This window comes from Cupriavidus sp. BIC8F, from assembly GCF_032465815.1.
Classification (GTDB): Bacteria; Pseudomonadota; Gammaproteobacteria; order Burkholderiales; family Burkholderiaceae; genus Cupriavidus; species Cupriavidus necator.
In genome coordinates, this window is the sequence record NZ_CP136095.1 from 1,397,548 (window position 1) to 1,409,876 (window position 12,329).

General features: G+C 68.1%; 11 protein-coding genes. 6 read left to right on the forward strand and 5 right to left on the reverse strand.

The annotated features are described in order from the left end of the window. Positions 1-94 precede the first annotated feature (94 nt). On the forward strand, positions 95-574 hold the full coding sequence (locus RS901_RS26585) for a MarR family winged helix-turn-helix transcriptional regulator (RefSeq protein ID WP_013953223.1): 480 nt from the start codon (positions 95-97) through the stop codon (positions 572-574). 38 nt (positions 575-612) lie between these two features. Further along, the gene (locus tag RS901_RS26590; protein WP_316157123.1) at positions 613-1,983 is read left to right on the forward strand and encodes a serine hydrolase; all 1,371 of its coding nucleotides are present in this window, start codon (positions 613-615) and stop codon (positions 1,981-1,983) included. Between the two features lie 51 nt (positions 1,984-2,034). On the opposite strand, the gene RS901_RS26595 is transcribed toward RS901_RS26590, so the two are convergent. Both RS901_RS26595 and RS901_RS26600 read right to left on the reverse strand, forming a co-directional pair. Then, complete coding sequence (locus RS901_RS26595) at positions 2,035-2,370, reverse strand: HigA family addiction module antitoxin (RefSeq protein WP_035815276.1); 336 nt, start codon at positions 2,368-2,370, stop codon at positions 2,035-2,037. A gap of 11 nt (positions 2,371-2,381) precedes the next feature. Continuing rightward, entirely contained in the window at positions 2,382-2,660 is a 279-nt protein-coding gene (locus RS901_RS26600) for a type II toxin-antitoxin system RelE/ParE family toxin (protein ID WP_035815279.1), read from the reverse strand. Positions 2,661-2,885: 225 nt separating this feature from the next. Here RS901_RS26600 and uvrA point away from each other — a divergent pair, with 225 nt between their 5' ends. The 3 genes from uvrA to RS901_RS26615 all read left to right on the forward strand — a co-directional run bounded on the left by uvrA (position 2,886) and on the right by RS901_RS26615 (position 10,060). Then, positions 2,886-8,747 (forward strand): excinuclease ABC subunit UvrA, encoded by a 5,862-nt coding sequence (uvrA, locus tag RS901_RS26605; RefSeq protein ID WP_316157126.1) that lies wholly within the window; start codon positions 2,886-2,888, stop codon positions 8,745-8,747. A 98-nt stretch (positions 8,748-8,845) separates the two neighbouring features. Then, the gene (locus RS901_RS26610) at positions 8,846-9,196 is read left to right on the forward strand and encodes an endonuclease (RefSeq protein WP_316157127.1); all 351 of its coding nucleotides are present in this window, start codon (positions 8,846-8,848) and stop codon (positions 9,194-9,196) included. Between the two features lie 24 nt (positions 9,197-9,220). Further along, positions 9,221-10,060: an endonuclease/exonuclease/phosphatase family protein gene (locus RS901_RS26615; protein ID WP_410054224.1), complete on the forward strand. Its 840-nt coding sequence runs from the start codon at positions 9,221-9,223 to the stop codon at positions 10,058-10,060. A 109-nt stretch (positions 10,061-10,169) separates the two neighbouring features. On the opposite strand, the gene RS901_RS26620 is transcribed toward RS901_RS26615, so the two are convergent. Genes RS901_RS26620 through RS901_RS26630 form a run of 3 tightly spaced genes read right to left on the reverse strand, consistent with a single transcriptional unit; the run spans position 10,170 to position 11,214 of the window. After that, positions 10,170-10,553 (reverse strand): hypothetical protein, encoded by a 384-nt coding sequence (locus RS901_RS26620; protein ID WP_316157132.1) that lies wholly within the window; start codon positions 10,551-10,553, stop codon positions 10,170-10,172. Positions 10,554-10,583: 30 nt separating this feature from the next. Further along, positions 10,584-10,814, reverse strand: coding sequence for a hypothetical protein (locus tag RS901_RS26625; RefSeq protein ID WP_114130698.1), 231 nt, complete (start codon positions 10,812-10,814; stop codon positions 10,584-10,586). A 34-nt stretch (positions 10,815-10,848) separates the two neighbouring features. Then, positions 10,849-11,214, reverse strand: coding sequence for a BON domain-containing protein (locus RS901_RS26630; RefSeq protein ID WP_316157134.1), 366 nt, complete (start codon positions 11,212-11,214; stop codon positions 10,849-10,851). 476 nt (positions 11,215-11,690) lie between these two features. On the opposite strand from RS901_RS26630, the gene RS901_RS26635 reads away from it, so the two are divergent. Beyond that, the gene (locus RS901_RS26635) at positions 11,691-12,329 is read left to right on the forward strand and encodes a malto-oligosyltrehalose synthase (protein ID WP_316157136.1); all 639 of its coding nucleotides are present in this window, start codon (positions 11,691-11,693) and stop codon (positions 12,327-12,329) included.

Sequence of the window (12,329 nt, forward strand, 5' to 3'; positions counted from 1 at the left end):
GGGCGATAGCGCGTGGAACCGTACTTACCCTTATTTAGTTGCCGATGGAAACTATTGCTCATAGAATCTATTTGCCGCCTGATCACCCGTTCCCATGTCCAACACTGCCAGCACCACCGATTCCATCCTGGAATTCATGTCGTTCCGCCTGAACCGCCTCTGCGAAATGACCAAGAGTTCCGCCTCCGGCTTTTACGAACGCGAGTTCGGCATCGGCCTGCGGGAGTTGCGTGTGCTGCGTTTTGCCGGGCTGGAGCCGGGCCTGACGCTGACGCGCCTGATCGAACTGGTGCTGCTGGAGAAAACGGTGACTTCCAAGCTGGTCACCGCGCTGGCAAAGCGGGGCCTGCTGCGCCGTGAAGTCGGCGAGGCCGACGCCAGGCAGCTGAACCTCTACCTGACAGCGGCGGGCGAAGCACTGGTCGCGCAGACGTACCAGCGCGGCGACGTGCTGGAGAAGATGTTCCTCTCCGTGCTGACGGAAGCGGAAGTGCAGACGCTGGACCGCTGCATCGACAAGCTGACCGCGGCTTTGATCGAGCATCAGCAGGGCGCGGATGCGCAGGCGGGCTAGGCGGCAATCCCTCTACCAGAACAAATCAAGGAGACAGCATGTCGTTGAAGACCTATCCGGAATCCTCGCGCCCCTGGCGCCGCCTGGCATGCATGGCGCTGTGCGCGGCCAGCCTGCCGGCCTGGAGCCAGAACGCTGGCAGCACCGCCGGGAGTGCGGCCGCCCCGGCAGCCGCGGCGCCGACCCTGGTCGCCGCGCTGGACAGCGATCCGAACCGCCTGGGCTGGATGCAAGGCTTCCCCCCGCCGCCGGACAAGCTGATCACGCATACGCCGGGCGCCGACAGGTTTCCGCGCAATCGCTGGCTGTTCTCGCATATCCGTGAACTGGTGCCGACCGCGTCCGTCTGGCGCGGCGCCGGCCCGGCCAGCGCGCTGCCGCGGGCGGAACGGGATATCGGCTCGGTGCCGTTCACCGATGCGGATGGCACCCGCCGCACCTTCGACGAGATGCTGGCGCTGACCTACACCGACGGCATCCTGGTGATGCACAAGGGCAAGGTCATCTATGAGCGCTATTTCGGCGCGCTTGACGGGCATACGCCCCATATCGCCATGTCGGTCACGAAGTCATTGGTCGGCACGCTGGCCGCGATGCTCGCGGCCGACGGTAAGCTCGACCCGGCGGCACCGGTGACGCGCTACCTGCCCGAACTGGCTGGCACGGCCTACGGTGACGCCACGGTGCGGCAGGTCATGGACATGACCATCGGCGTGCGCTACTCCGAGGACTATGCCAACCCCAAGGCAGAGGTGTGGGACTACGCGCGTGCGGGCGGCATGCTGGCCCGCCCGGCGGGCTACAGCGGCCCGGGGACGTTCTACGACTTCCTGAAGACCCTGCAGAAGGAGGGCGACCACAATGCGGTGTTTGCCTACAAGACGGTCAATGCCGAGGTGCTGGCGTGGATCGTGCGCAGGGCCTCGGGCCAGTCGCTGGCCAAGCTGCTCTCGGAGCGGATCTGGCAACCGATGGGCGCTGAGCAGGATGCGTACTTCACCGTGGACAGCATCGGCACGGAGTCGGGCGGCGGCGGGCTGAACACCACGCTGCGCGACCTCGCGCGCTTTGGCGAGACCATCCGCGGCAACGGACGCTTCAACGGCAAGCAGATCATTCCGGCCTCGGTCGTGGCGGATATCCGCGGCGGCGGCGACCGGGACCAGTTTGCCAGGTCGGCCAGCGCGCCGGTGCTGCCGGGCTGGAGCTACCGCGACATGTGGTGGGTCTCGCACGACAGCCATGGCATGTTCCAGGCCGCCGGCATCCATGGCCAGCGCATCTATATCGACCCCAAGGCCGAACTGACCATCGTGCGCTACGCGTCGCACCCGGTGGCCGGCAACGCGGCCAACAATCCGATCACGTTCCGCGCTTTCCGGGCGCTGGCCGAAGCGCTGATGCGATAGGGGGATGACCCCGGGGCGGCGTGGGCAGCGTCGCCCCGGCAACACCGTTTTCTACTTTTCTGCGGCCGGCTGACCGGCCGCCGCCGCATTGCGTGGCGCCACTTCCGCCATGATCCGCTCGCCGTGGTCGCGCTGCGCGACCTTCAGGTCATAGTCCAGCTGCAGGTTGAGCCACGACTGCGCATCGCCGCCAAAATAGCGCGCCAGGCGCAGGGCGGTGTCCGGCGTAATGCCACGTTGCTCGCGGACGATGTCGTTGATGCGCGCCGCGGTCACGCGCAGCGCAAGGGCCAGGGCGTTGGCGCTCATGTTGAGCGGTACCAGGAAATCCTCGCGCAGGATTTCGCCCGGGTGGATGGGACGCATGCCGTCCTTGAAGCGAACCATGTCAGTCTTCCTCAGTGATAGTCGATGATCTCAACGGCCGCGGGGCCGTCGTGGGTCCAGATGAAGCAGATGCGCCACTGTTCGTTGATGCGGATGCTGTAGCGGCCTTTGCGGTCGCCCGTCAGCAACTGCAGGCGATTGCCCGGCGGGGAGCGCAGGAACTCCAGCGTCGACGCTCTCTGCAGCAGCCGCAGCTTGCGTTCGGCCACGGCGCGGATATTGCCGAAGCGTGGTACGCAGCGGCCCGCGAACAGTTCAGCGGTGTCGGAACATCTGAATGACTGGATCATATCGTATATCGGTAATCGAAAAATAGCAATTCAGCGAAAGTCAGGCATTGGCCTGGCGCGAACGTCCATGAAAGCCGCTCGCCTCTCGCTCCGCACCGTCACTTGTCTGATTCCGTGCGACGTGATCGATACCAATTCTTTTCCAACCTGATAGACTGTATGGATGTACAGTGGTCGGGCCGCCTTCCGACCCCTCCTTAACGTCCTGATTCGAAAAGAGAAATCGTGTCGAGCAAGCAGCTAATCCGCATTCGCGGCGCCCGCCAGCACAACCTCAAGAATGTCGATCTCGACCTGCGACCCGGCGAGATGACCGTGGTGACCGGGCCGTCCGGCTCGGGCAAGTCCAGCCTGGTGTTCGACACGCTCTATGCCGAAGGCCAGCGCCGCTACGTCGAGACCTTCAGCGCCTACGCCCGCCAGTTCCTGGACCGGATGGACCGGCCCCAGGTGGAGCGTGTGGACGGGGTGCCGCCCGCCATCGCCATCGACCAGACCAACCCGGTGCGCAGCTCGCGTTCGACGGTGGGCACGATGACGGAGCTGAACGACCACCTGAAGCTGCTCTACGCGCGCGCAGCGGAGCTGTTCGACAAGCAGACCGCGCTGCCGGTGCGCCATGACTCGCCGGAAACCATTTACGCCGAGCTGCTGGCGCGCACAGCCGAGGGCCAGCCGCATCACGATGCGCGGCTCGTGGTGACCTTTCCGGTCGAGCTGCCCGAGTCCGCCACGGACGAAGAGGTCCAGCAATGGCTATCCGTCAGCGGCTATACGCGCGTGCAGGCGCAGCGCGTGGTGGAGTCGCCCACCGGCGCACGCAAGCTGCTCGATGTGGTGGCGGACCGCTTGCGCATCGGCAATGCGGAGAAGGTGCGCGTGTTGGAGGCGATCGAAGCTTCGCTCAAGCGCGGCGGCGGCCGCGTCAACATCTACGTGCTGGCTGACGGCGACGAAGGTCCCGTATGGCGCTTTTCCACCGGCCTGCACAGCCCGGACAGCGACCTGCGCTATGCGGACCCGCAGCCGGCGCTGTTCTCGTTCAACTCCGCCTATGGCGCGTGCGAGACCTGCCGCGGCTTCGGCCGCGTGATCGGGGTCGACCTTGGCCTGGTGATTCCCGACGCGCGCAAGACGCTGCGCGGCGGAGCGATCAAGCCGATGCAGACCCCGGCATGGAAGGAGTGCCAGGATGACCTGATGCGCTACGCGGGCAAGGCCGGCATCCCGCGCGACACCCCCTGGGCGGAGATGACCGAGGCCGAGCGCCACTGGGTCATCCATGGCTCGCCGGACTGGACCGGCCAGTGGAACAAGCACTGGTACGGCGTGATGCGGTTCTTCAACTACCTGGAGTCGAAGGCCTACAAGATGCACATCCGCGTGCTGCTGTCGAAGTACCGCAGCTACACGCCGTGCGAAACCTGCGGCGGCGCACGCCTGAAGACCGAGTCGCTGCTGTGGCGCCTGGGCTCGAAGGACAATGCCGACGCCGTGCTGGCGCCGCCGCGCCGCTTCCTGCCGCGCGGGGTGGACTGGGACCGCACCCAGCTTGAGGCGCTGCCCGGCCTGACCGTGCATGACCTGATGCTGCTGCCGATCGAGCGCATCCGCCGTTTCTTCGACGGACTGACCCTGCCCAGCGCGATGCTTGACGATGCCCTCAAGCTGCTGCTGGCCGACGTGCGCACGCGCCTGAACTACCTGTGCGACGTGGGTTTGGGCTACCTGACGCTGGACCGCCAGAGCCGCACGCTGTCCGGCGGCGAGGTGCAGCGCATCAACCTGACCACGGCGCTGGGCACCTCGCTGGTCAACACCTTGTTCGTGCTGGACGAGCCCAGCATCGGCCTGCACCCGCGCGACCTGAACCGCATTGTCGAGGCCATGCACCGGCTGCGCGACGCGGGCAACACGCTGGTGGTGGTAGAGCACGATCCGTCCGTGATGCTGGCTGCCGACCGCCTGATCGACATGGGCCCGGGCCCCGGCGAGCGCGGCGGCAATATCATCTTCGACGGCACGCCGGCGGACATCCGCAATGCCGGCACGCTGACCGGCGAATACCTGGGTGGGCGCCGCCGCGTGGCCGATGCCTCGCACTGGCAGCGCCGGCCGGTGGACGCCACACTGCCGCGCATCGTGCTGGCAGGCGCCACCGAGCACAACCTGCAGGACGTCACGGTCGAGATCCCGCTGCAGCGCCTGGTGTGCGTGACCGGCGTGTCGGGTTCGGGCAAGTCCACGCTGCTGCAGGACGTGCTGCATCCGGCCATGGCGCGGTACTTCGGCAAGGCCACCGAGTCGCCGGGCGCCTTCCGCCAGCTGACCGGCGCGGACCTGGTCGACGATGTGGTCTTTGTCGACCAGTCGCCGATCGGCAAGACCGCGCGTTCCAACCCGGCCAGCTACGTGGGCGCGTTCGACGAGATTCGCAAGATCTTCGCCAAGGCTCCGATGGCGCTGCAGCGCAGCTACACTGCGGGCACCTTCAGCTTCAACTCGGGCGACGGGCGTTGCCCGACCTGCGGCGGTTCGGGCTTCGAGCATGTCGAGATGCAGTTCCTGAGCGATGTCTACCTGCGCTGCCCGGACTGCGACGGCACCCGCTATCGCCCCGAAGTGCTGGAAGTGAAGATCGAGCGCGCCGTCCCCGGCCAGCCGCCGCGCTTGCTGAGCATTGCCGACGTGCTGGAGCTGACCGTCAGCGAAGCCGCCGCCTGCTTTGCCGCCGACCCCGCGGTGCTGCGCGTGCTGCAGCCCATCGTCGATGTCGGCCTGGAATACATGAAACTGGGCCAGCCGGTGCCGACGCTGTCGGGCGGCGAGGCGCAGCGCCTGAAACTGGCCGGCTTTCTCGCCGAAGCGGCGCAGGCAACGCCGTCGCGGACCCGGCCCAGCGCCATCCCGCGCCGGCTGTTCATGTTCGACGAGCCGACCACGGGTTTGCACTTCGACGATATCGCCAAGCTGATGCGCGCCTTCGGCAAGCTGCTGGACGGCGGCCATTCGCTGATCGTGATCGAGCACAACCTGGATGTGATCCGCGCCGCGGACTGGCTGATCGACCTTGGCCCCGAGGGCGGCGACGCCGGCGGGCGCGTGGTCTGCACCGGCACCCCGGAAGAGGTGAAGCGCTGCGCCGAATCGCATACCGGCCAGGCGCTGATCCACTATGACGCGGCGCTGGGCGAAGCCGGCACGCTGGCCGCCGAGCGCGCCGAGATCGAAGGCGTGCCGCTGCAGGCCGCGCTGCAGGCACGGCGCGCGCGCCGCGAGGTGGAGGGCGAGGACGTGGTGCGCATCGTCAATGCGCATGAGCACAACCTGAAGGCGCTCAACGTCGATATCCCGCACGGCAAGTTCAACGTGGTCACCGGTGTGTCCGGATCGGGCAAGTCGACGCTGGCCTTCGACATCCTGTTCCACGAAGGCCAGCGCCGCTACCTGGAATCGCTCAATGCCTACGCCCGCTCCATCGTGCAGCCGGCGGGCCGGCCCGAGGTGGATGCGGTCTACGGCATCCCGCCCACGGTGGCGATCGAGCAACGCCTGTCGCGCGGCGGCCGCAAGAGCACGGTGGCGACCACTTCCGAAGTCTGGCATTTCCTGCGCCTGCTGTACGTCAAGCTGGGCATCCAGCATTGCGTGCATGACGGCGCGCCGGTGACCTCGCAGAGCCCGGAGTCCATCGCCGCCCAGTTGCTGCGCGACCATCGCGGCCAGCACGTGGGGCTGCTGGCACCGCTGGTGGTCAACCGCAAGGGCGTCTATACCGACCTGGCCAAGTGGGCCAAGGCGCGCGGCAATACGCACCTGCGTGTCGATGGCGAATTCCTGCCGGTCGACCCGTGGCCGCGGCTGGACCGCTTCCGCGAGCACACCATCGAGTTGCCGGTAGGCGACCTGGTGGTGTCGGCCGAGAACGAGGCCGAGCTGCGCGCGCTGCTGGCGCAGACACTGGAGGCCGGCAAGGGCGTGATGCACCTGCTGGCGCCGCTGGACGGCCTGCACGACGCCATGCACAACGGCGGCACTGCGCACGTGGGCGAGGTCAAGGTGTTCTCGACCAAGCGCGCCTGCCCGGTGTGCGGCACCAGCTACCCTGAGCTGGACCCGCGCATGTTCTCATACAACAGCAAGCACGGCTGGTGCACCACCTGCGTGGGCACCGGGCTGGCACTGACGCGCGAGCAGCGCGCGGCGTTCGACGATACCGTGCTGGCGGACGACAACCGCGGCCGCGAGCAGAGCCTGCCGTCGGAAGAGCAGGAACCCGAAGGCGTGGTTGACACGCCGTGCCCGGACTGCCTCGGCACGCGCCTGAACCTGGTCGCGCGCGCGGTGACCTTTGACGAGAACGCCATCGTCGACGTGGCGCAGTGGACCGTGTCCGATACCCGCCGCTGGGTCGATGGCCTGCACCTCACGGGGCGCGATGCCGAGATCGCCCGCGATGTCATCAGCGAGATCGGCAGCCGCCTGCAGTTCCTGGAGGAAGTGGGGCTGGGCTACCTGAGCCTGGACCGCGCCGCGCCCAGCCTGTCTGGCGGCGAGGCCCAGCGCATCCGCCTGGCCGCGCAGCTGGGCAGCAACCTGCAGGGCGTCTGCTACGTGCTGGACGAGCCCACCATCGGCCTGCATCCGCGCGACAACCAGATCCTGCTGGACGCGCTGCGCAAGCTGGGCGACAAGGGCAATACGCTGGTGGTGGTCGAGCATGATGAAGACACCATCCGCCGTGCCGACCACATCATCGATATCGGCCCCGGTGCGGGCAAACGCGGCGGCACGCTGGTGGCACAGGGCGGCGTGGCCGACCTGTCGGCGGCGCCGGACTCCACCACCGGGCAGTTCCTGGCGCACCCGATCATCCATCCGCTGCAGGCAAGGCGCAGGGTGAAGCCCGGCGCCGCCGGCAAGCCCGCCGATCCGCCGGAATGGCTGACCGTGCATGGTGCATCGCTGCATAACCTGCGCAAGGTGACGGCGCGCATTCCGCTGTCGCGGCTGGTGGCCATCACCGGCGTGTCCGGTTCGGGCAAGTCCACGCTGGCGCGCGATGTGCTGATGACCAACCTGCTCGATGCGGTGGGCCGTTCGGTGCTGTCGTCGCCGGCGACCCGGCGCGCGCGCAACGCTGCGAAGGATGAGGCCAGGGCAGCGAAGTCAACCGCCAGGAAGCCGCTCAATGTTGAGCACAACTGGCATGGCTGCGACGCCGTCACCGGCTGGGAATCGATCGACCGCGTGCTGGAAGTGGACCAGACCCCGATCGGCAAGACGCCGCGCTCATGCCCGGCCACCTATATCGGCGTGTGGGACACCATTCGCCGGCTCTTCGCCGATACGCTGGAAGCGCGCGCACGCGGCTACACGGCGTCGCGCTTCTCGTTCAACACCGGCGACGGGCGCTGCCCGGCGTGCGAAGGGCAGGGCGTGCGCACCATCGGCATGAGCTTCCTGCCGGATGTGAAGGTGGCGTGCGATGTCTGCCACGGCCAGCGCTTCAACCCCGAGACCCTGGCGGTCACCTGGCGCGGCAAGAATATCGGCGACGTGCTGACGATGGAGATCGACGAGGCGGTGGAGTTCTTCTCGGCCATGTCGAACATCGCGCATCCGCTGCAGCTGATGAAGGACGTGGGCCTGGGCTACCTGACGCTGGGCCAGCCGTCGCCTACGCTGTCCGGTGGCGAGGCGCAGCGCATCAAGCTGGTCACCGAGCTGAGCAAGGTGCGCGACGACATCACGCGCCGCGGCCAGAAGGCGCCGCATACGCTGTACGTGCTGGACGAGCCCACCGTGGGCCTGCATATGGCCGACGTGGCGCGCCTGATCCGCGTGCTGCACCGGCTCACGGACGGCGGGCACAGCGTGGTGGTGATCGAGCATGACCTCGACGTGATTGCCGAGGCCGACTGGATCATCGACCTTGGGCCCGAAGGCGGTGCGGGCGGCGGCACCATTGTCGGCGCGGCCGATCCGGAGGCCCTGTCGCGCAACGCGGCCAGCCATACCGGCGCGGCGCTGGTGCCGGTGCTGGCGCGGGACAATGCCGAAGCAGGCAAAGTGGGCATCGCGTAAGGGGTTGGCGTAGGGTTGGCACAGCGAAGGGCGTACGGGCACGCCTTTCGCTTGACCATGGCTACTGGCGCGCACATCGCGTGCAAACGGAGGTAACCATGAAGCATATCCGCCCCTGCCGACTCCTTGCAGCCGTGGCCCTGGCCGCTGCCGCAATCCCCGCCATGGCACAGGCGCCGGGCACGCCGCGCGGCACCTATGACCCGTATTCGCAAGGCGCGCGCAGCACTGACAAGTTCGACCCGTATTCCCAGGGCGCCAACGCTCCCACCCGGACTGACCTGGCGCCCGCGCCAGAGGCCCAGCCTTCGACCATGCCGGCGCAGCCTGGCGTGCCTGGCACGGCCATGCAGCGCGCCCCGGATCCGTACATGGGCGGCCCGCGTTGGGAAAGCCCCGACCTGGGCCGCCGCGTCGGCAAGCCGAACCCGTTCCTGGATGGCGGCTGAGCCTGATGGCCAGCGCTGCCGGCCATGCGAATGCAACCGGACTTACCGTCTCTTGTAAATCCTGCCCAGGCGCGTGACCCCGGCGACACGCTTGCGGTCACCGGCGCGCGGGCAGCGCTGCACTCCGGGCGGCCGGCGGACGCGGCCGGCATTGCCAGCATGATGGTGGCCAGCTACAACATCCACCGCGCCGTGGGCACGGACCGCCGCTATCGGCCGGACCGCATCGCAGCGGTGCTGGAAGAACTGGACGCCGATATCGTCGCGCTGCAGGAGGTGGAATCCGGCAGCAGCAACGACCATACCCTGGAATACCTGGCCGGCCATACCGGCATGCACGTGGTCTCGGGTTTTACGCGCGTGCGCGGCAATGCCGACTATGGCAATGCGCTGCTGGCGCGCTTTGCGCCGCGGGCGGTGAACCAGATCGACCTGACGGTGAAGGGCTGCGAGCCGCGCGGTGCCATCGATGTCACGCTGGCGTGCACGGCGTCGGGACGGGAGAGCGCGCTGCGCGTGATTGCCACCCACCTGGGCCTGCGCCCCGGCGAGCGCCGGCGCCAGGTGCAGCAGTTGCTCAACTACGTGGCCGCGGCGCCGCCGTTGCCGACCATCCTGCTCGGTGACGTCAATGAATGGTTCCTGTGGGGCCGGCCGTTGCGCTGGCTGCATGCGTATTTCGAGCATACGCCGCACACCGCCACCTTCCCGTCGCGCTGGCCGGTGTTTGCGCTCGATCGCATCTGGGTGTCGCCGCGCGCCCACCTGGTGTCCGTGGCCAGCCACCGTTCGCCGCTGGCGCGCGTGGCCTCCGACCACCTGCCGTTGCTGGCTCGTTTTGAGGTGCCCGCAGCGCCGACATAGCGGCGGCTTCGATGAGGGTCCTGGCCGAACAAAGACGGCGGTCCCGGGCGCACCGGGGCCGGCGTTCGTCTTGCCGCCCTGATACGTCCCTGCCGGGCGCTATCGCTGACTAACGCGGTGCGCGGGGTGGGCGCTCCTCGCGCTCATCGGTGTGGTCGGCCTTGTCGACCGGCACTTCGGCCGGCAGGTCTTCGGCGGCATGCACCACTTCATCGGCGATCTCTTCCTCGGGGCTTTCCTCATCCTGCGCCGTGTGGGCCTCATTCTCGCGTTGCTCGATTTCTTCGTCGATATCGTCGGTTTCCTGTTCGAGATCGGGGTCGAGCGTGCTCGGGATATGGCCCGCGTCGGCGCGCGCGGCGCCGGACGCGGTGTTCTCGCGCGAACGGCGGCCGGCGGAGGCCTGCGCGCCTTCGCGCGGCGCGGGCGCTGTGCCGCCCACGCGGTCACCGTGGCGTGGGCCGGTACGGTGGGTACGTACGGTCTTGCTCATCGTGCCTCCTGTTCGGTTGGCCCGGCGGATTCAGTAATTCTCCACCGGCGATTCGCTTTCTTCTGGCTGGCCGCCGCGGCGCCTGACTGAAGGCGGCTCGCCGTTCTCGTCCGGAATGTCGTGCTCGCGCTCGACATCATGGCGGCGGTCGCGCCCGGGCTTGCCGCGTTCATGCTCGGTGTCGGGGCCGCCCTTGTGCGGATCGGGGCGCTCGCTGCGGCGCCGCGTGATGTCATGGTCGGGCTGGCGATGGGTGCTCATGGCGTCTCCACGGAGGTTGGCATGGCGCTGCCGGTCAGTCGGTACCGGCGCGCAGCTCGTCTGACACGGCGCTCACGCCGCGCACCGAACGAGCCAGTTCCATTGCCATCGTACGCTGTTTATCGTCGCGCACGGTGCCTTCCAGCTTGACCACGCCGTCAGTGGTGGATACACGGATCCGGGCGCGGTCCAGCGCGCGCGTGTTTGCCAGGCGGGCCTGGACTTCGGCAGTGATGGCGCGGTCGCTGGCGGCTTCGGTGTCGCGCGGCGCGGCGGTGCGTCCCGTGGACGACGGCGCCGCCGGCGCATCGGCCGGGGCGGCCGTGACGGCCTGGGTGGCTGCCATCGCCAGCACCGCCAGAGGCAGCGCCAGGCGGGCGATGCGGGAGCGTGGTGTCATGACGATCCTCCTGTACTTGGCGGCGGGCAGGGCGATTCCTGCTCCGCATCTGCCTTAGAACCCTTCTTCATTATGAAATGGGTTCTTAGACCTGCAAGCTCTGTTCCCGGCGCCGGCGCGGCCGGTGCCTGGCTGGGTCCTGTGCGGCTTGCGGCGCAGGCGCGGCGCTGCCGGCGCGGCACACGCGGCGTAGTTTTTACAGCCGCGGCAGAAACTGCATGTGCCGCCACCTGGCGAGCCGTGTGCGTGCCGGCAGGCCGCCGCGGCATGACCGGTGCGATGCTTGCGGGCTGTCGTGTGATTGCGTGCCGTCGTGTCTATAGTGGAGGAAATGCTGGCAAAAACTGGCGAGCGGCAAGTGCCGGCGAGCACAGCCCGCAACGCCGGCCCGATGCCGCGGCGTCACCCTGTGCGCCGCGTGTCGCCGGGCCCGACAGCGCAGCCGGGGGGAGCGGCTCATCCGTTGCGAGGTAGTCATGAACCTAGCCAGCATCGTGTCCACCGTCGTCCTGGCCTCGTCCGTCTCGGTGTCTTCGGCACCGGTGGAGCGCCAGCTGCTTGCGATGACGCCCACGGACTTCGCCCAGCGCTTCAATACCGTAGCCCAGGACACCGGCTCCGGCCTGACCTTGCCCAGCTTCAAGGTCAAGCCGGGCTGGCACCGTGCCGCGCCCAGCTCGGGGGTATCGGTGCTGGTGCGCGCCAGCCGCTCGGGCTACGCCCTCGATGAGGTAGTGGTGGTGTGCCGCGAGGTCGAGCGCTGCTTCCTGACCATCTGCACGGCCGCGCTTGCGATTGACGACAGCGTCAACCCGCTGCTGCTGCAGCGCTTTATCGTGGCGCGCATTGCGACCGAGCTGGGTGAGGTGGGCCTGGTGATGTCGGGCCTGGCGTATATCGTCGTCACTCCCAAGGAGGACGATTACGTGGCCGTGGTGATCCGGCCCTACCTGCCGCAGGAACGCGGCGCTTCGCCGGGTCAGGCAAGGCGCGAGCCGCAGGACGACGGTGCGCAGCCGCCGCAGCATGGCCAGGCCTCGCCGCATGGCACGCCGCTCCATCCGCACGGCCCGCTGACGCCGATCGTGTTGCACACGGCGGCGCAGAAGTCCTGA